The sequence below is a fragment of the Nocardia sp. NBC_01377 genome, assembly GCF_045040005.1.
GTDB classification, from domain to species: Bacteria; Actinomycetota; Actinomycetes; order Mycobacteriales; family Mycobacteriaceae; genus Nocardia; species Nocardia noduli.
This window is the reverse complement of the sequence record NZ_CP109566.1, coordinates 1,319,699-1,340,622: the sequence shown is the minus strand read 5'-3', so window position 1 is coordinate 1,340,622 and position 20,924 is coordinate 1,319,699. Positions and strand designations below refer to the sequence as shown.

Genomic DNA, 20,924 nt, shown 5'->3' with positions numbered 1-20,924 from the left:
AATTTCGGGTTGCGCGGGACTGGGTGGGCTGGATCAGGACTGGTGGCCGACCAGCGCATGGGCACGCGGCGGTGTCGGCAGGGCCGAGGGCACCTTGAGGAATTCCTGTCGGTGTTTTCCGAATCCGTGTCGATCGGCGAAGAGGTCTTCGGCCATGTTCACCAGTTCGGCGGCTTCGTACGCGTCGATCGGTTTGGTGAGCTCGGATCGGCGATCAGCCCTGCGGCGCAGGGCTTCTCGGTACACGTGCGGTTCGGTGTATCGGCGCGACAACCTGTCGAGCCAGTAGTCGAACTCGCTGTCGTCGTCGGGGCCGATACCGTCGAGCAGCCCGATCTCGCGGGCGGTCGTGGTGTCGAGCGCGTCACCACGTTCCAGCAGTGTCTCGGCCGTGTGCGGGCCAACCCGGCACGGGAGAGTGACGGTGTGCAGCTCTGAACCTGTCAGCCCCATCGGCCGGTAGGCCGGCGTCAGGGTCGCTCGACGACGCGCCACGACCACGTCGGCCGCCAGCGGCAGTGCCACACCACCGGCACCGGCGTTGCCGGTGATCGCCGCGATCGTGACCTGCGGGCAGTCCAGCAACGCCCGGCAGACGCGGTTGATCGCCTTGATGTTCTCCCACCCCTCCAGAGCGGGACTTTGCGCGAGTTCGATAGCGCCCAAATGGATTCCGGTCAGGAAGAAGTGCCCGACGCCACCGCGCAGGACGAGCACATCGGTGTCCTGCTCGCTCGCGGTGTGCAGCGCCGCGGCGAGGCGATCGCATTGCCAGGTTGTCAGGGCACCGTTGTAGGCGGTCACGGTGAGCGTGCCGATCCCACCGTCGCGGCGGTACACGATGTCGTGGCTGTCGAATTCCTCACGCACGGGCACGGCGTCGAGGCCGACACCGAGGTGGGCGAGCACGCTGGCAGCTGGTCCTTTGCAGGTCATCGCGTTCTCCGAGCGTGCGCGCAGATGCCCTACCCAGATCGTTTCCTGTCCACCGCAAGCGATTTCGATGCCGTGGTGTCGGCGGCCGGTGATGGTCCCGGGTTCGGCTGCCACTGCGCTGCGTCCGGGATGGGCGTCGTAGAGGTGGACGGTGTGACCGGCGAGCTCGACCCGTAGACCGGGAGCGCCGTCCGCGGCGTCGATGCGAGCCAGGATCGCGGTCGCGGGCGCGGTCCAGGGCACGTGGCGATCCCGCTGCCGCATCGGCGCGCGGGTCCGAGCGTCGGGTACCGGTCGCGGCGCGTCGGCTTGGTCGACCGGAACGAATGCGGGGTCCTCAACATGCGCGGCCGTCTCGAGGATGCATTCGATGGCGGCGTCAGCGATGGTCGTGTTGTAGAGCGTGGACTTTCGCTGCGGATACTCCACCTCGACCGCCCGCCACGCCCACACCGGGCCCGCGTCCATCTCGGCGACCGCGCCGATCGCGGTCACGCCCCACCGGGTCCGGCCCTCGGTCAACGCCCAGTCCAGACTGCTGGGCCCTCGATCCCCGACCGGTCCGGGATGGATGATCACCACACGGTGGTGCTCGTAGATCCTCGCCGGGATCGCGGCGGTCAAGAACGGGCAGATGATCACGTCGAAGTCCCCTTCTGCGACTGCGTCATCCATCGCGGACGCGTCAGCGACGACGGCGGTGCGCACGTGATGGCCGCGGAAGCGCAAAGCGAGTTCCGCGCGTTGGGTCAGCGAGTTGCGGGCACTGGACATCAGCAGAATGCATTGGGACATAAAGACTTTCTCCTCAGACTGGCGCGGTTCGAATTGCGCGGACAGGGCGATGGGCGTGGTTCCTCCGCTGTCGCGTTGCGGGCAGGGCACGCGGTACGCGCAGGCACCGCGCCGGGAGCCGCTGTGGGCGTGAAAAACCGCCCAGATGCCTCGATATGGGTCGCATCGGCATATGTGGTCACTGTAGGTTTCGCCCGTAGTTGGCGGTCACCGCGTTTATCTCCTGGGCGAATCATGGGTTTTCCCATCGTTTTGTCGCCGTTGCTTTCTCATTGGTTTGTCGCTTTCTGTGAGGTGGAGTGATCGGAGGGCGGCTTTGTGGCCGTCGGGTGTGAAGCGGTAGTAGATGCGTTGGCGTGCACGGCTGTTGGTGCGCACGCGTGTCTCGCGTTCGGTCTCGGTCTCTTCGCGTCGTGTCACCCAGTTCGCTGCGGCCATGCGTATGAGCAGTCGGTTCGTGGTCGAGTTGTGGGCGTTGGCTTGTGCCGCGATTTCGATGCAGCAGAACTCGGTGTCGAGTCCGTGGCCGGCGATGATCCGTAGTAGCTTTTCCTGTCCGCGGTAGTGCGAGAGTGGTTGCACTGCAAGGTCATCGAAGGGACGGATGGTGGAGAGTGACGTTGGTGGTGGCATCGGTGGGCAGTTGGTTTCGCCGAGGGCGGTGACCATCTGTGTGTGGACCGGTTCGCTTGCCAGCTCGTCGAGCAGGTTTCGCCCGAGCGTGGTCGGTTGCTGCGCTGTGGGGCGTTTGTAGCGGGTGAAGAGTGCGTCGCCGAGGTGTCGTTCGAGCAGTTCGAGCTGGCTGGCCAGGTTCGCCTGTTTGATTCCGAGGTAGGCGGCGGCGGGTTTGAGTGCGGGGAACTGCATGGTTATCTGGAAGCGGCGCAGGCGTTCCCAGCCGTTGTAGGTTCCTTCGAGGGCTGCGCGGACGCCGTCGGGCAGGTTGTCGTAGGTGCGGTTGGTCTCGGTCCAGCTGGCGACGCCGGTTGTGGGGCGAGCGGGGATGTCGAATCGCTCCAGCGCGTTGGCGATGACGCCGTGGATCGTGCCGAGTTCGGCGGCGATGTCGGACATGTTGCGTCGACGATCGAGGTATTGCTCCCGTAACCAGGTCGGGTCGATTCGGGTCGGCGCCTGTCCCTTGCGGATGGTGACGCCGCGGCGTCGCGCGTATTGGGACAGTTCGGTGATGCTGAATCCTGTTTCGGCGCTGAGCTGTTTGAGGCTGCGCTGACCGTCGATGTGTTCGCGTTCGAAGAATTCCCGGGTCAGCAGCGCTTGGGCTTGTTGTTCGCGTCGCCGTGCCCCTGGCGGTGTGCCTTTGGGCCAGGCTCGTTGGGGCCGGTCGAGTCGTTCGAGAGCGAAGCGAATGTGTTCGATGTGGACTCCGATGATGTCGGCGACGTCGACCAGGCGCCGTTTCTCGACGATGACCAGCTGTTCGATCTTGTCGATGTCGAGTTCAGCGACCTCGATGCCGGGCAGGGTGAGCCCGTCGGCGAGACCGGCGGGCGGCGACCAGGTCAAGGGCTCGTCGATGTCGAGCCGGGCGAGCACCGCGGCGGCGTGTTCGCGCAGTGCCTGCCGCAATCCCATGGTCATGTTGAGGGTGAAGCGCAGGTGGTGGCTGCGGTCGTCACTGCCGGTGAATGCCAGCCGGTGTCGTGGATCGGCGAGGTCGGCGCCGGTCAACAACTGGTTGAGGTAGCGGTTGACGTTGAGCAGTCGTTGTCCGGTGGCTTCGTCGCCGGGGTGGGCGTCGGCCGAGCAGGCCAACTCCCACCAAGTTCGCCAGTCGATCGTTTCGCCGGGAATCCGCCGACGTCGGCGGTGGTAGTCGATGGGCGATCCGTGCTCGTCGAGGTAGGCCGCGATGCGGGCCAGTGCCCGGATCACCTGGTCGTGGCCGCGCAACGGCATTGCGATGGCGGCGCGGCTGATCCGGGCGTTGAAGCCCGCGATCTCCTCGGATTGATTGCGTTCGGGGTGGCCGGGAATCAGCAGTGCTGCGCTCATCACACCGCGGTGCAGGTCGGCCCAATGCCCTTCCGAGGGCAGCAGGCGCCCTGCCCAGTCCGGCCAGATCAGTTGCGGGATCATGTGGGTCCGTGACGGTGCTCGGTCGCCGGGCAGGCCGGCCTCGGGCAACGTGGATCGCAGCCGCAGTCGTTCGGTGGGTGCCAGGTCGGTGTCGACGGCGCGTAGATAACGGTTCTGGAATCGAGCGGTGGTGCCCGAATACCAGACGGGGTTGTTCATTCGCGGTGGCGGAATTCTCTTGCCGCGCCCGCTGATGTCCACGAGGTGGCGGATCGAGCGGCTCGCGACGTGCTCGTCCGGGCCGAGGATCGTTTTCGCGCGGATCAGCATGGCCGCGGTCAGGGCCGGATCGCCTCCCGAGGCGTCCATCGCCGCCCGGCTGCGGGTGCGGCCGGGGTCCATCCGGTCGGCTGCGGCGAGCAGTGATGCTTCGTCGTTGCGCAGCAACCATGCGCAGACGGCGTGCAGGTCGGCGATGATCCCCCGGGCTTGCGCGCCGGTGCGATCGTGGGCTTGGGCGAGCAGGGTTTCGATCCAGGTCTGGGCGTCGATCGCTTCGGCGGTCGCGCTCACCGTGACCGCGTCGGCCAGGTCGGTGCGGCAGCGTTGCTGTGTCCGCTTGTCGAGGATGTGTTCGCAGCGCGCGGGTGGCCGCTCGCGTGAGGCGCTGATCAACCCTCGCCGCGGGATGGTGTCGCAGGCCGGGCAGGTCTCGCGCAGCAACGTCCGGTGGTGCAGGCAGGCGACGGTCCACTTGGTTCGCCAGATCAACTGCCAGCGGCCACCACTCTCGGCCAAACACGCAGGGCAGTAACGCGAGCCCCGCGACCGCAGGTGCGCGGCTCCGGCCAGCCCGGCCGCGACCGCGGCGTCCAACCGGTGCGGCGCCAAGCCGGTGGCGGCTTCGATGTGGCGCAGCCGTGCGTCGCTGGTGTGGTCGAGCAGTTGCGCGACGGTGTGGGCGGGATAGTCGATTCCCAACGCGCGCAGCACCTCCCGCGGCGAGATCTGACTGCGTCGAGCGAACGCGTCGATCCAGGAGTCCAGGCTCTCCCCGTCGCGGATCGGGGTGCGCAAAGGCAGCGAAAGCAACACGGCCATCACAGCCCCGCCTTCAGCGGCGCGCCGGATGCGGGAGGCTTGCGCCGCGGTCTGCGCTGCCGGGAAACGGCCTCGTTGCGGCGCCGTCCCTTCTCGGCGGTCTCATCGATGGGGACGGTGTCGAGCAGGTCGCGGGTGATCGCCTCGCCGCCGGTGCGGATCGCTCGGACGGTGGCGCGGTTGACCAGCGTCATCAACGACCCGATGTGCCCGCCGGTGCGGTCGAACAGATATTCCGCGTGCCGCGACAGCTGCCCCGGCCGCCAACGGGTGAGGATCAGTTGCTTGTCGATGGCCTTGATCAGCGCCGTCCACTGGTCGTCGAACTCGAAGAACCCGACCCCGATGCGCGTCCAGCGCCGCCCGGACTGGGCCAGCGCACTCGACCGGCCCGAGAGCCCCTCTTCGAAGAACCGCCGCTCCTCGAGCCCGACCCCGGCATAGATGAAGGTCACCGGGAGCTCGTTGGCCAGCCACTTCAAATGGTTGGAGACCGCCAGCCCGTCCTTGGACTGCTGGTTGATGAAGTGAACATCGTCGATGATCCCGATGCGGGTCGAACACGACAGCACGCAGTCCAGCGCGTAGGCGCCCAGCTGGGCGGCGTTGCCGCGGTCGGCTCCCGGGTGGGCGTAGAACTGGCAGATCCGGTGGTTGAGCTCGCGCAGGGTGGTGTGGGAGGTCAGCCCGACACGGAACACCGGAATGTGTTCGTCACCGCCATCGGTGACCAGGCCGTGGCGCCGAATCGCCTTGCGGTGATAGTCACGCCCGAACAGGTTGACCAGTGTGGTCTTGCCCAGCCCCGGCAGGCCGTCGATGACCGCGGCGCCACGAACCCGATCCGAATCCTGGCGGTTGGAATCGACGATCAACTCCAACTGATCACGCGCGTGACTCAGCTGCGGAGTGGCGATGGTGCCGAAATTGGCGTGCCAGTCCATCCGCTTGTCGTTGTGTTCCTCGAGCGCGTCCTCCCCCAGCGCCGCAAGCGCTTTCCGGGTCAGGACTTCCGGGCGGACGCGTCCGGGAGTGTCGCAGAATCGCTGCCATCCGTCCTTGCGGGACAGGCTGTAGCCGCCTCTCATTCCAGCACCTCCAGCGCGTCGGCGTAGAACTCCTCGGCTGCTGCGCTGTCGAAATCCTCACTGTCGTCGAATATCTCGTCCTCGTTGTCGCCATCGCCGGGTGGCGCTGCGCCGGGATCGACGTAGGCAGGCAGAGCTGGTGTCCGATCGGCGGCCGACTCCAGTTCCGCAGCTGCGGCCAGCCCAGCGCGTTCGGCGGACAGCCGCGCGGCCATCCGCCGCTCGCGGCGGTCGAGGACCTCCCCGACGTCCCAACGAGCCAACACCTCGGCGAGGGCTTCGACCGGATCGACGAAGCGATCCGAACGTTGGGTCAGGATGCGGGCGTAGCGGGCGGCCTCGTCAGAGAACGGGGTGTCCAGCATCGGGGCGTGTTCCCAGTCCAGCCGGTGCCAGTCACCGCTGTCTGGATCCTGGAACCAGACGTAACGGACGTCGTCGTCGTTGACCCGGATCGGCCACTTCCCCGGTTCGGCTCCGCCGTAGGGGCTGGTCGCGTTGCGGTGCCCGTCCAGACCCGCTCCGTTGTAGCGGCGCGTGCCGATGTCGACGCCGTAGTGCTGGATGCTGCGGTGGACCACCCGCAGGAATTCGAAGGCCAGCGTCGGGTCCGCCGGGATCCGCATCAGGCCCGACTTCGCGATGCCGACGGCGAACATGTCGTTGGGCGACATCTCCAGCTCGGGCCAGTCCGCGACCACGAGCCCGTCGTGCTCGCCGCGGTGGTAAGCCGTGGTGACCCAGTCGCGGATGGTGTCCTCGAGCTCGTGCAGGAACAGGAATGCCTGCTCCTCGAGTCCTTCACCGCGGCTGTGCAGATCCGGGCCCTTGTAGGCGGGAAGGTGCTGGATCAGCCCTTCGCGCAGTGTGCGGAAGAACCGCTCGACGGTCGGTTTGTCGGTCGGCTTGCGCGACTGCGCCGGTTGGATGGAGATCCCCAGCCGCGCGCAGACCCCGATCACATGCGAGGACAAGAACGCCCTGCCGTGGTCGATCACCAATGTTTCCGGCGGGCACCAGATCTCGGAGATCTCGCCGGTCTCGGTGAAGACCAGGTGATCGGGCAGCCCGTGCGCGGGCCCCAGCGTCGGACGCCCGGAACCCCGACCGGTCACCGCTTCGAACAGGACCCCGGCGACGTCGATCGCCTTGGTCGAGACGGGGGTGACCTTCAGCCCGAGGATCTGGCGATCGAACAGGTCCTGGGCGACGGTCAGCTGAGCGCGAACCCACCGACACGTCACCGGCTCCATCGCGAAGACGTCGAGATCCTGGGTGTCCAGGATCAGGTACTCCCCCGGCCTGCTCGCGCGCAGCCGACCGTAAACCCCTTGCGGGCGATCGGCTATCGACCGGCGGGCCTTCGCCGAACCACTGACCGCGTTGGTGCCCTTGGTCAGCTCCGCGAGCCTGCGGTATGCGGTCGTCTTCGCCGGGATCGCGACCACGCCGACTCCGTGCTCGCGGTCCAATCGCTGTGCCACTCGTAGCAACACCGCCGAACGGGTGAGCGTGGAGTCCGACACTCGCGCCGCCAACTCGGCCCGGACAGCGGCGTCCCACCGTGGATCGACCCTCGACCGCCGCCCCCGGCGCGCCCGGTCATCGACCAGTCCCGCCTCCCCCGCGTCCCGATAAGCGGCCAACCACCGCTCGATCGTGCGCATCGACACCGATAACTCCCGCGCTTTCGCCACGCACCGAGCTGCCAACAGCTGCCCCGCCGCATAGTCCGGACGCGGTTCGCCTTCCGCCGCAGCTTCGGCATAGCCCGACCGATAGCCACTCAGAACCTCCCGGATGTGCCCGCCCCGCTCAGCGGCCTGCTCCCGCTCCTGCAGCGTCAACCCCTCGAGCACCAACCCCGGGTCGCAGTCACGCTCGACGGGCTCCAGACTCCTCGCCCGGGAAACGAATTCCGCCATCGCGAAGCTGGCGTAGCGGTCATCGGAATAACGGACGACCACCTTGCGGCCGTCGAACTCGACGACCCGCGCCCCTTCCCCGTCGATCAGCAAAGTCGCGCCGACCGCGACCCTCACCGTGCGCGCGTTCATGCCGAGACCCCCGCCGGGGTCGCAGCCGCGGCCAAAACAGTGGAGCGACCGAGATTTCGCGTCAGATCCGTCGACAACCATGACCGCCACAGCAGATGCAAGATCACCGGCCGGATCACCGCAGGCGGCGCCATCCGAACCAAACTCCGCTCCAGCAAACCGAACTCGATCGGATCGACCGCGAACGACATCACCGCTTCGACCCATTCCAACGCGATCGTCACCGGTCGCCGGAAACCGGCCAGAAACCGCACATTGCTCAGCAACACCGGGTCACAACCGGTCCAGACCTCGAAGCCGACGCCGTGCGCCTCGCAGACATCTCGTGCCCACGCAAATTGCGAAGCAACCTTCGGATCCGACAGGCGAGCAACTGCTTTGACATCCACGACGGTCAACCCACCGTCCGCCCTGGCCAGCAGAAGGTCCGGCACGTGCCTGCGCACGCGACCACCGTCGATTCCTTCCAGGACAAACGGCTGCGCAGCGATCGCCACGACATCCCCGTCATGGTCCGCCAGAAGAATCCTCGCCAGCTCCAACCGACTCTCGTAGACCACATGCCCGCCGGTCGTCGATGACCAGTACCAGCCCGAATAGTGGCGCTTGCCCTTCCACCACCGGAACTCGCGGACAGGCTTACCTGCCAAGACATCGTCAAACGGCAACCGCCGCAGGGTCATATCTACGAACTCGCCGTTGTCCATCCGAAAGCGCACGGCCACATCAGAATCCGAGACGACACCCGCGCTACCGGCCCAAAAGTGGGCTGTTCCTTCATAAGTCATGACCGACACCCAACTCCTTTCGCCGAATATGAGGGCAATGACACGCCGGACTCGATTCCCACCGACCTGTCGTAAACGACAGGTCACCGACAAATGGATGGGACTACCGACAAAAATCATGGGAATCTACAGTCACTGCGCTGCTCCCCCAGAAACACCCAGGTTCTGGAAACGACGATTCGTGTTATGAATGTCGGTTTTCCGCTCCGAGGCCGTGAATTCCATGCGGAAGGGAATTCCTGGTTCGGCGGCTTCTCCGGTTTTCAACAGGAAGCACCCGGTCCCAGGCGGGGTTTCACGCCGTGAGGGGTCGAGGTCGTCGTCGGTGGGTGGGCGCGGTGCGGCCCAGGAGGTGACCAACAGCTTCTCGGTGTCGGTGATCCCGACCGCGGTACGGAGACGGTTGATTTCTTCCGGGCCGACGGGGCCGATGATCTTGGCGCGGGCTCGTTCGAAGAATCCAAGCGCTTTGGCTTGTGCTGCTGGGGAGTCGAAGGCGGCGAGGTCCTTGATCGTGTGGGAGCACATGATCAGCCCGGTGCCGAGGGTGCGGTTTAGTCGGGTCAAGGCGTCGACGCGGTCGACCATGAATTCACCGACACCGAGCACGCGCCAGATCTCGTCCATGACGACCTCGAAGGTGCGCGGCGACTGCAATCCGGCGTCGGAGAGCGCGTGCGCGGCGGCGACGGCACCGAAACCCTCACTCCAGCAGACCATCAACACCGCAGCGAGGAGTTTGGTGTCTCCCTCGGGAATTCGGGACACGTCCACACACACCGCCGAGCTATCGAGGTTCAGGCGGGTGCTGGTGGGACCGTTGAAGATCGCCCCGAACGGACCCTCCACCAGCGCACGCAACGATCGCCGCAGGGTTTTGGTGCTGGCACGGTAGGTGATCGTGTCGTCTTCCTCGGCGAAGCGACGCAGCCGGTCACCACCGGTGGAGATCACGTCGAGGAGGTCTTGCAGCAGTGGGGGCTGCTCGTAGCTGAATCCGCTGTCCAGGCCGTACAACTCCCGTAGCCCGGCGGCGATCAAGACTTCTTCGTAGTCCGCGACCCGTGATCCGCGTACGAGTTCGATCAGTCCGGCGACCACGTTGATCTGACCGGCCTCGACGCGGGCGGTGACCTGGCGGCGCTGATCCGGATCGGTGAGCCGCTCGACGATCGCGCCGAGCGCACCGACATCGAGCGGGTTGACGGTGCCGTGCCCGTAACCGACATCGACGACCTGCCCACCGAGGCGTTGCACGAGATCGCGGTAGTCGGGTTTGGTGTCGCCCATGCACAGCACCGTCTCCCCCGCCGCGACCGCACCGGTCACCATGCGACGGATCAGGCTGGATTTGCCGAAACCGTTGAGCGCCAGCACGAACGCGATCGGGGCGGTGATGAACCCTTTCAGAAACCAGGACATCGGGTCGAAATGCACCGGCGCACCGGTGATGTAATGCGAACCGACCGGGGTACCGACCGTCGGGGCGCTGGCACCGACCGCGAAAGGCCACAACCCGACGACCTGGGCGGTGGTGGCACGCCATTCCGGAGTCGCCGGCACGACGGAAGCGCGTCCGCCGCCCGGCCCGCGATAGCCGCGGTCGGTGAGCTCGGCGGTCGATCGGTCGAAGCCATCTCCCGCACCGGTGTCGGTGCGGCGGGCGACCGAGGCCCGACGATGATCATCAGACGATATCGCCGCCCTGGCCCGCCAACCACGCACCCCGGGCCGGGCCGCGGCAGCCTCTGTCGCCGCCCGTGCGGACGCGGTCAGCACCCGTACTCCCGCGACCGTCTCGGTCCGTGCACTGCGGCGTGGGTTCTTGTTTGTGGTCATGCGAGTTCCCCATCACTCAGGTTCGATTGGTGGTGGGCGAGGGTGGTGAGCCGCAGACCAGGGGCCTTAACCGTGAAATGTGCTGCGATCGGCGCGTTGAGGTTGTCTCGGCTTTTCTGAAGTGATCTCATGCTTCTCGAGCTCCTTCCACGTCGGGTGAAGGCGAGGTGTATCGGTTGGGCGTCACGGCGGTCCGGGATCTGCGGTCGGTTCGGCCGGCGGCCTCGGCCGAGGAGTTGGAAAGGTTCGAGACCGATGTGCTGGCCGAGTTCGTACTCGCGCGCTCGGCGGCAGGGCTTGCCGACGCGACGATCCGGGCTAACCTGAGCAATCTCGAACAGATACGGATCTGGTTCGGTCGCCCGTTGTGGGAGATGGAGCCGTCGGACGCGGACAGCTACTTCGGGCGGGTGCTGCGCAAGTCGCCGAGCGGCACGCGGTTGGCGCGATGTGCGGCGTTGTCGGTGTACTTCGAGTTCATCGAGCTCCGGCACAAGGTCGAGTTGCATACGATGACCGGCCGGGTGGTGGAATGCCCGATCGATGAGATGAACCGTCCTCGTGGCCACAAGGACACCCGGGTGCGGATCCCACCGTCGCGCGAGGAAGTTCAGACCTTGTTCGCCGGGTGGGCGCAGGAGCTGGGGACGTGCAGGAAGTTCGCACCAGCTGCCCGCAACTACACCGCGTCGCGCCTGATGGCCGATGTCGGACTGCGGATCAACGAGGCCAGGCATCTCGATTTGAACGACATCCATTGGGAGCTGGGTTATTTCGGAAAGCTCCATGTCCGCATCGGCAAAGGCGCCCGAGGGTCGGGACCGCGCCAGCGGATGGTGCCGTTGCTCAACGGTGCCGACCGCACGCTGCGCTGGTATGTCGAGGACGTGTGGGGACAGTTCGGCGACGATCACACACGACCGGGCGCGCCGCTGCTGCCCACCGAACGCATCAGCACCGACGGGTCGCGAAATCGCGTCGGCTACAACGCCTTGCGCTGTGGCTTGGCCGAGGCGACGACCGCGTATCTGCCGGAATGGGTGGGACGCATGTCGCCGCACGTGCTGCGCCACTACTGCGCCTCGCAACTGTATCTGGAGGGCGTGGACCTGATCTCGATCCAGGAGATGTATGGACACGCATGGGTGAGCACCACGATGAAATACGTTCACGTGCACCGAAATCGGATCGATGACGCCTGGATCGCCGGTCAACAACGCGTCGGCAAGCGCTTGAAGGGGCTGATGTGAATGCAGTGGAATCTGCGTCTGGCCGCTGCCAACCGCGGCATCTGGCAAGCCTCCCAGTTGCAGCGCCTGCTGGCCGAGCGCGGCCTGGTCATTTCCGCGGGCAAGATGTCGCACCTGTGGTCGGGCCAGCCCGCCTCGATCAAGCTCGCCGATCTGGACGTGATCTGCGCCGTGCTGGTCTGCGAGATCAGCGAACTGCTTATCCCGGAACCGAATTCGGTTCCCCGCGCAGACTCCGGCAGCGACAACGAGGCCGTGGCGGCGGCACAACCTCGTCCCAGGGTGGTCCCCCGCCGCCGGGACGGGCGTTCGATGCCGCCGGCCTGAGCGATGGCCGCCCGAAATGGTTCCCGGCCGCCGATCGCGCGCTCGGTGACCAGCTGCTCGGATTGTCTGGCGTGGGGCCGGACCTACGCTCAGGGTGTATGCATGGCCTGCTACAACTTCGCTGTCGGCTACCGCCGCCCCACCGGCGACTGCCTGGCCTGCCACCGCCGGGTCCCGCTCAGGGACGGATACTGCCGCCTGTGCTGGTGTCAGGCCCGGCTCGATCGGGCTGCCGACGCCGAAAGCGCCCGCGACAGAACTGTTCTCGCTCCTTACGTAGCTGAAGTCCGCTATCATCAGCTGTTCCTGGCCGACCTCTATCGACCTCACGCGCCACCGCCGACGACGCCACGCCAACGCGGGGCCAAGGGGCGCCGACCCCAGCAAGCACCACCGGTCGCGTCCCGCCCCAGCCCCGACTCCGCGCAGCTGATGTTGCTGACAGATCTGCCCCGCACCTATCGGCGTGGCAATGTCGATCTGAGATCGACTGCCCCGCCGGATAATCCGTGGCTCGCCTGGGCCCTGCACTTGGCCTGGACCACGGCCGAGGCACACGGCTTCGCCCCCAACGTGCGCTATGCGCTCAATCGAAACCTGATCATGCTGCTGGCCACACACGCCGACGGTGACCTCGTGCGGGTCTCCCAGTTCCACCAGTTCTGCCGCAACGGTGGCGGAGCGCTCGTCCACGTCATCGACATCCTGTCGGCGATGGAAATCCTCGTCGATGATCGACCTGCGGTGTTCGACATCTGGCTCGGCACCAAACTCGACGGCCTCGCCCCGGCAATCGCCCATCAAGCCGAACGCTGGGTCCGCACGCTGCACGACGGCGGGCCCCGCTGGCACCGCCGCGAACCCGCGAGCGCGATGGCCTACTTCAACGGGACGCGACCCGCGCTGCAAATCTGGTCGGCCAGCCACGATCACCTGCGTGAGATCACCCGTGACGAGGTCATCACCTATCTCGCCGGGCTGCACGGCGAGCCGAGGATGCTCGCCTTGACAGGGCTTCGGTCGTTGTTCGGCTGGGCCAAACGCAACAGCGTCATCTTCCAGAATCCCTGCACCCGGATCTGGCACGCACCACGAGTCCGACGGATCTGGCAACCACTGTCCGACAACGACATAGCTGCCGCCCTGCGCGCCGCCGACACCCCACCGGCACGGGTGTCTGTTGCCTTGGCCGCCATCTACGCCGCCCGGCCCGGCCAGATCCGAGCCCTTCTCCTCGACGACGTGGACCTGGGCAACCGGCGCATCACGCTGGCCGGGCGCGACCTCCCGATCGACGAAATCACCGCCACGGTGCTTCGCGAATGGCTCGACCACCGGCACAGTCGCTGGCCGCGCACCGCGAACCCACACCTGCTCATCAGCAAAGAGACCGCGCTGCGCACCGGACCGGTCAGCGCCGGCTTCATACCCAACCTGCGCCGCCTGGCAACGACCTTGGAACAACTGCGCATCGACCGCAAACTTGAGGAAGCCATCTCCTGCGGCGCCGACCCACTGCATCTGTCGGTGATGTTCGGGATCTCCGCCACCAACGCGATACGGTGGGCCACCAATGCCCGGCAATTGCAGGCATTCTCTGCACCACACAACCCGACACACTCGGATTGAGCGCTTCTCTTTGGACGGGTGACTGGCCAGCCGTTCCAGCCGAGAGCAAGTGCCGACATACAATGCTGAGCCATGGCCACACCACCGAAAGCGCCACGACGTCCCACGGTTGTACGTCTGTTCGCTGTGTCGATGAACCGGTGCGCATTTCCCGGTTGTCGCACACCGTTGATCAGTCCGACCGGCGTCGTTCTGGGGCGAGTGGCACACATCAAGGCGCAAAGCGTCGGCGGTCCGCGATATGACGCGAACCAAACCGCGGAAGAGCGACACGGTTTCGACAACTTGATACTGCTGTGCGCCGTCCACCACATCGAGATCGACGCCGATGGCAACCTTGACACCTACACGGTCGACCGGCTTCTTGAGATCAAACGAGCGCACGAGGTGGAAGGCGCGGCGTCGGGTCAACCAATCGCTGAACTTTCGGAAGCAGCGGTCAACGGCCTCATCATCCAAGGGGTCGTCAACGAGGCAAGTGTGCACATGGACTTCCGCCAAGCCGTTTTCAAGGTTGGAGGCGAGGGCGGTCAACCACTCGGTGGCGGTGGTCAGGGCGGCGTGCTGACGATCGTTGGCGTGGCAAGCCTGCCACCGGCCCTCGAGCTCGAGTTGGACGGGAAACCAGGCCAGTTCCCCGGCGGTGGAGGCGGAGGAGGCGGCGGCGTGCGATTCGAGGGCAGAACGATCACTGCGGCCGACTTGACCAACGGCGTAAGCGTTTCCAGCTTCTTCGCCGCCAACTCGACCAGCTGGCGCGACAACATGTTCAACGTGCTCGACGGTGGCTGTTCCTGGTATCCAAAACCCTTCCCGGAACAGCCATTGAGGGTCCCCGTGGTCATCGTGCTCGAATGTGGCACAACTAAACCGAACGAGCTCCTCCGACTGGATATCGTCACCGAGTCGCCTTCGGGTGCCGAAGGGCAGCCCCAGCCAGTCGATATTCGGATGACACACGACGAACATGACCTTGTCAGGCGAGCCTGCGTCGCACCGATAGCGTCGTTTTCGGTCACCGACACCGGCAAATACACTCTGCGCGTTAAGTCCGAGGGGATCGTCATGGCCTCGTGCCCGATCGAGGTCCGATGATGAGCTCGCCCGACCGATACTTGGTGGGTGAAGAGGCGGCTGTACGAAAGTCATTGAGCCACCTCTGAAATGAAGACGGGAAGTCCGAGCTGGATTTCTTGATCGGTGCCAGGGAGCTCCATCCCGTTTCGTATGCAGGAAAAGCCCTGTTCGACGTCCACGAAGGGCGTGTGATGTTGCAGATAACCGATCGGCCCCCGCACCCCCTTGTGTCCACACCGACCCGAGGCCCCCGCACCCCAATGCCACCGCGGGTACTCGGGTTCCCCCCGGAAACGCTTCAGTTTCGGTGAACCCGTTCACAAGGTCACCCGCTTGGAGATGGAGGTGTGCTCGGGCAGGACCAGCCCGATACCCAAGCTCGCGGCGAACGCGGCACCCTGGGAGCCATAGCAGCGGCGCACCGACAGCCGCGACGCCGCGCTCATCGCCTTGACCGACGCCTCGATCCCCGGCAAATCCCCGTCGAGGTGATCGGTCACCGTCACCAACACCCCGAACCTGGTCAACCCCGCACCACGCGCCTGCTCCTCCCGAGCGGCCTGGGTGTTGCCGACCCGGATCCGCGCCGACGCACTGGCGATACCGCGCTCGGTCTGCTCCGCGGCGACCGCATCGCGGAAGTCGGAATCGACCAACGAAGTCGCCTCGGCGGCCGAGTGCAGGCGGTAGACGATCGCGACCCGTTTACGAGGGACATCCGCGCGGGGGCGCAGGAGTTCTTCCAGGACGGTTTCCATGACCGCACCCCGGGGAGCGGCGTCCATTTCCCAGGTGATCGAGCGCGCGCCGTCGTGCAAATAGTGATCCCAGCCGTCCACGTGGGCGATCGGGCCGACCGAATCCCAGGACTGCGTCCGCACCAACTGCGCGCCAGCGGCTTCCACATCCCGCTGGGAGGCCAGGTCGTAGCGGGTGCGGACCAACGCCAAGACTTCCCAGGCTTGCAGCGGGGTGGCGGGCAGGCCGGCGCGCGCGAGTTGGGACAGGACTCCTTGGAGGCGTTGCCCGATCTCGCGGGCTTGTTCGGCTTCGTCGCGGCGCACGCGGCCTTTGCCGATCGCGCGGTAGGTGATCGCGATCCGCGCCTCGATCCGCACCCCCACCCCACCGATATCGGCGGCAGCCTCGGCCATCACCGCCCGCGCGAACGACGGTGCGTCCGGACGGACGAGGCGGGTGACTTCGCGGGATTGTTTGAGGCGGGTTTCGACGACGTTGTCCAGTACCGCGGTCACCGCGACCACTTCCCCACCACGGCTCTGGGTGGCCAGGAACTGCCCGTAACCCTCCACCCACGCATCGATCTGGGACTGATCGACCAATTCCTTGCCGCGCGGGATCACCCGCAACACGACCGTGTAGTGATCCGAGCGGCGGATATGCAGCATCCCGAAACGGCGACCACCCGCGGTCTCGTACTCACTGAGCCGCGAATCCGCCAACAAACCAGGAAGTTTCGCGATACCCGGTATGCGGGAGAACCGGCCCGAGCGATACAGATGCTCGCCACGAGACCGCGCGGCAGCGAACTGGACACGCAGCAGCGCCAGTTCCCACCCGGTGCGGCCGTTGACGGTGATCGCCAATGGGGTGAACACCGCGGCGGCGGCCACGATCGACCCGAGGGCGGTGGTCAGGGAGCGGGTGAGCATGAACCCGGCCATCACCACGATCACCAACCCCAGCCCGAGCATCGACACACCCCACGTCAACCCGAAGAACCCCGCCGAACGCGGCCGTTCCCACCGCCCATACATGCGCGCGGTCATCGCCGCACCTCCCCCGGGCTCAGCGAATCCGCGTTCCAGCCACCTTCAGCCGCATCGGCGGTCTGGGCCTCAAAAGAGGAAATAGCTTGTGTACCAGTGTCTTTGACTGCTTGGGTGGCCATCATCGCCGCACCGGCCACACCACCACCAGCAGCAGCAGCACCGGAAGCGCCACCGGCCTCACTACCGGAGCCCGGAGCAGCGCCGGAGCCTTCCGAGGTCTTGTCCGCTGCCGCACTGGACCTGGCAGTTCCGCCACTGGTGCTGCTACTGCCGCTATTGCCGCCCCCGCTGTCGGGGCTCGAGCTGCGGCTTCCTGGCGAACCTCCGTCGGATGCGCCGCTGCCTCCGCTCATCGGACGGCCACCCCCGCCAGGAGGTGGACCGCTCCCGCCGCCGCCTCCTCCACCGCCGCCGCCTCCGGTGCCCGTGCCGCCGGGGGCGTTTTCGCCTTCGCTGACCTTGCGGGCGCCGCCGCCCTCCCCCGCTGAGCCCATCGCGACGCCGGCGAGACCACCGGCCATGACGGCGGTGGCTCCACCGCCGCCGCCGAGGGTGGCGACCGCCGGAGCGACCAGGCGCACCAGTGCGGGTAGCACGACCACGGCCATCACCAGCAGGATCAGTCCGAGCAGGATCTGCTGTGGATCGGTCTGTTTCTCGGTGCCGATGACGGTGAACGCGATCGCATAGACGAGTGCGCCGACGGGTTTGTAGAGCACGAACGCCAACGACCAGGACAGAAGTTTCTTGTATGCCTGCGACCCCGGGCCGGTCCCCGACGCCGCAGCGGCGAGCGGGATCACCGCGACCACGAGGATCAGCAGGGCTTGGCGGATCACCAGCATCACGAGTTGGACCAGTGTGCTGATCACCCCGAGCAGCGCGACCACCAACAGCAGGCCCGACCCCAGACCGACTGTCGAGCTGTCTATTTGAGTGACGCGGTCGACAGCTCCGGTCAGGTCACCGCGGCTGGCATCGAAGATCACCCAGTCGGCGAACTGATCGCCCGCGCGAGTACCCAAAGTGATCACTGCGGCGAAGACCATTGACGCGAACACGGCGCGAGCGAGCATCAGGAAGCTCTCTTGCGCTTCTCCCGCGACCCCTCCGCGTTTGGCCAACGCCAGACGCGCGGCAGCGAATATGATCCCGGTCGTGAGCAACAGCACTTGCAGCCCACCGCTGTAGTCCCGAATAACCATCAGCGCTGGACCAGGTTCTCCTCCGGCCGCAGTGAGCTCAGGCGCGGGCAGATCCGTCCACCAGCCGATCGCGAGCCGCAACAGGAATGCGAACCCCTCGGCCATCGTGTCGCTGAGCTCGTCGATCACCGAACCCGCCGCGTCTTGCGCGGCTTGTCCGAGTTGTTCACACGCCTGCTGCGGGCCCAGCGGAACATCACAGACATTCGGCACCAGTTGCTCTCGCCCGAGACCATTAGCCGGGAACGCGTAGACCGTAGTTGTCATGACACGGTCTTCCACGAGCCGAATCCTGCGAGGTTCGTGACGTAAGTACCTGGTCCCCAGAGGGTTTCGATGTCGGCGGGCACGCGGACGCGCCAGTCACCCTCGATCCAGGCCATCGGCCAGGTCGCGACCCGGTACCCGAGATCGTCACGGGCGGCGAACTCGACCACGGCGAGGTCGTCGCGGTAGCCGGGACGGACACGGACGCCGTCGGGGACCACAACGTAGCGGCCTGCGTCGCGAGTGCGTTCGCGGGAGCGGGCGAACCGGTCCAGCAGTGGGGTTCCGCCGCCGTAGTAGCGGTCGCGCACCACCTGCTGCCACACCGGTTCTGGTGCGGCGAGCGCGCGAGCCAGGGCATCGGCGGCGGCCAGGGCCGCGCCTTGTGGGGTGCGGGCGAATCCGGTCGCGATGCCGTCACGGATCGTGGTGGGCCCGTCGCTGCTCGAGATCGGCATCGCCGCGCCACTCCATCCGCGCTGCCAGCGCAAACCAGCGGGCGGAGTGCTCAGATAGTCGGGACTGCCCGGGTCCGGCCGACCGGCAATCATCTGCGGTACCGCGATTCCGGATTCGATGCCGGGAACCTCGAGGCGGTTGCCGAACAGATCCGTGCCCGGCGGCAACACTGATTCGGACGGACTCGGCTTCACCGCAGCCGGAGATGCCGCGGGGGTGCTGGGCGCGGTCTGCTCGTGGTCGGAGTCGCGGGTGATGGTCAGCACGAACACGGCCACAACGACAGCGGTGATCGCGACGAAGGCGATGAACAAGGGCCGATAGGAACGCATGTGGCTGAGTCCTTTCAGCGCGGCGTGAGTACGACGAGGTCCGGCGGTGTCACCGCGACAGCAGTCACCGGCGGCGCGGTCGCGCTGACGGTGTCGGGTAGAGCGAGTCGCCAGTCGTCGTGTTGCCACAGCACGGTGGTGTGGTTGCGGGTCAGTGAGTTGTCCGGGTGCAGGCTGTAGATGTCGACTTCGCTGGCGTCGAGGGTGTATCGGCTCACGACGTAGCCCAGGATTTTCGGTGCGCCGTCGAGGATGGGGGCGGTGATCGAGATCTGTGCACGGGCGACGGCCCACGCGTCTCGAGCGGGTCCGGGGGCGAGCATGCGGGCGCCGATCTGGGGCCATTGAGCATCGGTGGCGATCGAGGTCCGCACTGTCGCCTGGATCGCGGCGACCGCGGCACCGGCGGGCGAGCGATCGAATCCCGAGGCGACTGCCCATTCGACCGTGCGTGGTCCCTGGTTGGTCACCGGCAGGTCCACGCCTTGGAAGGGCCACCATCGGAGGCCGGTGGGTGGTGTGCGGGCGGCGCCGACCGTTGTCGTGGTGTGGTGCTGGTTGGGGGTGTCGGTGCCGCAGCCGAGCAGGGCCGCGGCGGCGATGGGGCCGGTGAACGCGATCACGGCGAGCACGCCCCAGCGGTGGATGCGGTCGGGATTCACAGTCGGTCGTCTCCTCGACATCAGGTGGAGGGCAGGACAGCCAGGGCCAGCGAACTGGCCGAGCCGAGCAGCGCCGCACCGAGCAGGGCGCCGATGAGTCCTTCGATGCTTTCCTCGCGGTAGGCGCGGATCGCGAGGAGCCCGCCGACCCAGACCGCGCGGGCTATGCACAGCAGCAGCACGCACCAGGCGAGGTAACCCAACAGTTGGGTCAGAGGCGAAAGGACCTGCGTGGGAAGTTGTTTGGCGGCGTCGACCACGGTCTCCCGGTCAGGCCCAGCGCCGAGGCCGGTGGTGGTCGGCGGGTCGGTGAGCGGACGCATCGCTATGTACCGCCGGTAACGACGGCGTTCATGATTCCCCCGGCGCCGGTGGCGATGATCCCGCCGACCAGGGCGCCGAGGATGATCTTGGGGGATTCGATCGCGCCGCCGTGGAAGCGTTCCCACCCGAATTTTCCGCCCGCGTAGATCAGCGCGGCGATCCCGGCGAGCATGACGATCCAGGACAGATAGTTGACCAGGTTCAGCAACTGGGGCGCCCCGGGAGGCACGGTGGGTGTGACCTTGATATCTTGGGCCAGCACGGTCACCGCCGCGCCGAGCGCCGCGACGGTGCTCATGAGGTTGTCTCCGAATTCTGCTGTGCGGCAACCGGTCCACGGTCGGCTGCGAGTCGGGTGATGATCTGGTGCCCGGCAGAGTGCACGTCAGCGGGGACGGCCTCACGCAGTCGCACGCGGCGGGCCGGGGCAGGATCGAAGGGTGTGTACTGAGCGAGGTCGACCAGTTCGGTGACCACGAGTTCGTCGTGCCAGCCGATCTCGTAGACCGCCTCGACCAGCTCGGCGATCACGCTGCGGTAGCGGCGCACCGCCACGGGAACCTTTCCCGGCCGTGCCGCGGTCAACGCGAGCCCGATCACCGTGACACCGTCGGGAGCGAGTCCCGCGTGCCATTCCCGCAGACGCTCGGCCGCGGCGGCCATTCCGGGTATACACAATCGGGCGGCGACGATCACCCGTTGCGTGGTGGCCGTGGAGGCGGGCCAGGCCGAGCCGGTATCAGCGGCAGGCGCCCACCAGCGGGCGAGGGTGGAGGTCCCCGCGCCACCGTGGGCCCCCATCACCGCGAACAGCGGTGGATATTTGCCGGAGGTCGGCAGCGGCGCCTCGCGCACCGGCGCGGTCCTGGTCGGGACTTCGACGGTCTCGGGGTCGAGGCGGTTCGCGCGGCGTTCGACACGCTGGTCGGCGTGCAGGCGAAGAGGGGCGGCCATC

Annotated in this window: 17 protein-coding genes; 4 read left to right on the top strand and 13 right to left on the bottom strand. The window is 66.7% G+C overall.

What is annotated here, in order from left to right; all coding sequences use genetic code 11:
• Positions 1-33: 33 nt before the first annotated feature.
• The 6 genes from OG225_RS06245 to OG225_RS06220 all read right to left on the bottom strand — a co-directional run bounded on the left by OG225_RS06245 (position 34) and on the right by OG225_RS06220 (position 10,644).
• On the bottom strand, positions 34-1,731 hold the full coding sequence (locus OG225_RS06245) for an enoyl-CoA hydratase-related protein (RefSeq protein ID WP_405180785.1): 1,698 nt from the start codon (positions 1,729-1,731) through the stop codon (positions 34-36).
• Between the two features lie 216 nt (positions 1,732-1,947).
• Positions 1,948-4,872: a TniQ family protein gene (locus tag OG225_RS06240; protein ID WP_331758360.1), complete on the bottom strand. Its 2,925-nt coding sequence runs from the start codon at positions 4,870-4,872 to the stop codon at positions 1,948-1,950.
• Positions 4,872-5,960: an ATP-binding protein gene (locus OG225_RS06235; protein ID WP_331758362.1), complete on the bottom strand. Its 1,089-nt coding sequence runs from the start codon at positions 5,958-5,960 to the stop codon at positions 4,872-4,874. The genes OG225_RS06240 and OG225_RS06235 overlap by 1 nt, the downstream gene beginning before the upstream one ends.
• The gene (locus tag OG225_RS06230) at positions 5,957-8,017 is read right to left on the bottom strand and encodes a helix-turn-helix domain-containing protein (protein ID WP_331758364.1); all 2,061 of its coding nucleotides are present in this window, start codon (positions 8,015-8,017) and stop codon (positions 5,957-5,959) included. Before OG225_RS06230 ends, OG225_RS06235 begins: the two co-directional genes overlap by 4 nt.
• Complete coding sequence (locus tag OG225_RS06225) at positions 8,014-8,805, bottom strand: TnsA-like heteromeric transposase endonuclease subunit (protein ID WP_331758366.1); 792 nt, start codon at positions 8,803-8,805, stop codon at positions 8,014-8,016. Before OG225_RS06225 ends, OG225_RS06230 begins: the two co-directional genes overlap by 4 nt.
• A 132-nt stretch (positions 8,806-8,937) precedes the next feature.
• Entirely contained in the window at positions 8,938-10,644 is a 1,707-nt protein-coding gene (locus tag OG225_RS06220) for a hypothetical protein (RefSeq protein WP_405180784.1), read from the bottom strand.
• A gap of 176 nt (positions 10,645-10,820) precedes the next feature.
• Here OG225_RS06220 and OG225_RS06215 point away from each other — a divergent pair, with 176 nt between their 5' ends.
• From OG225_RS06215 to OG225_RS06200, 4 genes are all read left to right on the top strand, one after another.
• Positions 10,821-11,894, top strand: coding sequence for a tyrosine-type recombinase/integrase (locus OG225_RS06215; protein ID WP_405180783.1), 1,074 nt, complete (start codon positions 10,821-10,823; stop codon positions 11,892-11,894).
• Complete coding sequence (locus OG225_RS06210) at positions 11,895-12,221, top strand: helix-turn-helix domain-containing protein (protein ID WP_405180782.1); 327 nt, start codon at positions 11,895-11,897, stop codon at positions 12,219-12,221.
• A 102-nt stretch (positions 12,222-12,323) separates the two neighbouring features.
• On the top strand, positions 12,324-13,850 hold the full coding sequence (gene xerC, locus OG225_RS06205) for a tyrosine recombinase XerC (RefSeq protein WP_405180781.1): 1,527 nt from the start codon (positions 12,324-12,326) through the stop codon (positions 13,848-13,850).
• A 72-nt stretch (positions 13,851-13,922) separates the two neighbouring features.
• Positions 13,923-14,945, top strand: a complete 1,023-nt coding sequence (locus tag OG225_RS06200) for a hypothetical protein (protein ID WP_405180780.1) — start codon at positions 13,923-13,925, stop codon at positions 14,943-14,945.
• 299 nt (positions 14,946-15,244) lie between these two features.
• Here OG225_RS06200 and OG225_RS06195 read toward each other — a convergent pair whose 3' ends face one another.
• Genes OG225_RS06195 through OG225_RS06165 form a run of 7 tightly spaced genes read right to left on the bottom strand, consistent with a single transcriptional unit; the run spans position 15,245 to position 20,923 of the window.
• Positions 15,245-16,717 (bottom strand): SCO6880 family protein, encoded by a 1,473-nt coding sequence (locus OG225_RS06195; RefSeq protein ID WP_405180779.1) that lies wholly within the window; start codon positions 16,715-16,717, stop codon positions 15,245-15,247.
• Complete coding sequence (locus tag OG225_RS06190) at positions 16,714-18,192, bottom strand: hypothetical protein (RefSeq protein ID WP_405180778.1); 1,479 nt, start codon at positions 18,190-18,192, stop codon at positions 16,714-16,716. The genes OG225_RS06195 and OG225_RS06190 overlap by 4 nt, the downstream gene beginning before the upstream one ends.
• Entirely contained in the window at positions 18,189-18,983 is a 795-nt protein-coding gene (locus OG225_RS06185) for a hypothetical protein (RefSeq protein WP_405180777.1), read from the bottom strand. Before OG225_RS06185 ends, OG225_RS06190 begins: the two co-directional genes overlap by 4 nt.
• A 14-nt stretch (positions 18,984-18,997) precedes the next feature.
• Positions 18,998-19,645 (bottom strand): hypothetical protein, encoded by a 648-nt coding sequence (locus OG225_RS06180; protein WP_405180776.1) that lies wholly within the window; start codon positions 19,643-19,645, stop codon positions 18,998-19,000.
• Positions 19,646-19,665: 20 nt separating this feature from the next.
• Positions 19,666-19,968 (bottom strand): hypothetical protein, encoded by a 303-nt coding sequence (locus tag OG225_RS06175; RefSeq protein ID WP_405180775.1) that lies wholly within the window; start codon positions 19,966-19,968, stop codon positions 19,666-19,668.
• A 2-nt stretch (positions 19,969-19,970) separates the two neighbouring features.
• Positions 19,971-20,267 carry a hypothetical protein gene (locus OG225_RS06170; RefSeq protein ID WP_405180774.1) on the bottom strand — a complete coding sequence of 99 codons (297 nt, stop codon included), beginning with the start codon at positions 20,265-20,267 and terminating at the stop codon, positions 19,971-19,973.
• On the bottom strand, positions 20,264-20,923 hold the full coding sequence (locus tag OG225_RS06165; protein ID WP_405180773.1) for a hypothetical protein: 660 nt from the start codon (positions 20,921-20,923) through the stop codon (positions 20,264-20,266). The genes OG225_RS06170 and OG225_RS06165 overlap by 4 nt, the downstream gene beginning before the upstream one ends.
• Position 20,924 lies beyond the last annotated feature (1 nt).

What these genes read in the sequence shown, in the direction of transcription:
- OG225_RS06245 (WP_405180785.1), bottom strand. Translation starts at nt 1,731, where the DNA reads ATGTCCCAATGCATTCTGCTGATGTCCAGTGCCCGCAACTCGCTGACC.
- OG225_RS06240 (WP_331758360.1), bottom strand. Translation starts at nt 4,872, where the DNA reads ATGGCCGTGTTGCTTTCGCTGCCTTTGCGCACCCCGATCCGCGACGGG.
- OG225_RS06235 (WP_331758362.1), bottom strand. Translation starts at nt 5,960, where the DNA reads ATGAGAGGCGGCTACAGCCTGTCCCGCAAGGACGGATGGCAGCGATTC.
- OG225_RS06230 (WP_331758364.1), bottom strand. Translation starts at nt 8,017, where the DNA reads ATGAACGCGCGCACGGTGAGGGTCGCGGTCGGCGCGACTTTGCTGATC.
- OG225_RS06225 (WP_331758366.1), bottom strand. Translation starts at nt 8,805, where the DNA reads ATGACTTATGAAGGAACAGCCCACTTTTGGGCCGGTAGCGCGGGTGTC.
- OG225_RS06220 (WP_405180784.1), bottom strand. Translation starts at nt 10,644, where the DNA reads ATGACCACAAACAAGAACCCACGCCGCAGTGCACGGACCGAGACGGTC.
- OG225_RS06210 (WP_405180782.1), top strand. Translation starts at nt 11,895, where the DNA reads ATGCAGTGGAATCTGCGTCTGGCCGCTGCCAACCGCGGCATCTGGCAA.
- xerC (WP_405180781.1), top strand. Translation starts at nt 12,324, where the DNA reads ATGGCCTGCTACAACTTCGCTGTCGGCTACCGCCGCCCCACCGGCGAC.
- OG225_RS06200 (WP_405180780.1), top strand. Translation starts at nt 13,923, where the DNA reads ATGGCCACACCACCGAAAGCGCCACGACGTCCCACGGTTGTACGTCTG.
- OG225_RS06195 (WP_405180779.1), bottom strand. Translation starts at nt 16,717, where the DNA reads ATGACCGCGCGCATGTATGGGCGGTGGGAACGGCCGCGTTCGGCGGGG.
- OG225_RS06190 (WP_405180778.1), bottom strand. Translation starts at nt 18,192, where the DNA reads ATGACAACTACGGTCTACGCGTTCCCGGCTAATGGTCTCGGGCGAGAG.
- OG225_RS06185 (WP_405180777.1), bottom strand. Translation starts at nt 18,983, where the DNA reads ATGCGTTCCTATCGGCCCTTGTTCATCGCCTTCGTCGCGATCACCGCT.
- OG225_RS06175 (WP_405180775.1), bottom strand. Translation starts at nt 19,968, where the DNA reads ATGCGTCCGCTCACCGACCCGCCGACCACCACCGGCCTCGGCGCTGGG.
- OG225_RS06170 (WP_405180774.1), bottom strand. Translation starts at nt 20,267, where the DNA reads ATGAGCACCGTCGCGGCGCTCGGCGCGGCGGTGACCGTGCTGGCCCAA.
- OG225_RS06165 (WP_405180773.1), bottom strand. Translation starts at nt 20,923, where the DNA reads ATGGCCGCCCCTCTTCGCCTGCACGCCGACCAGCGTGTCGAACGCCGC.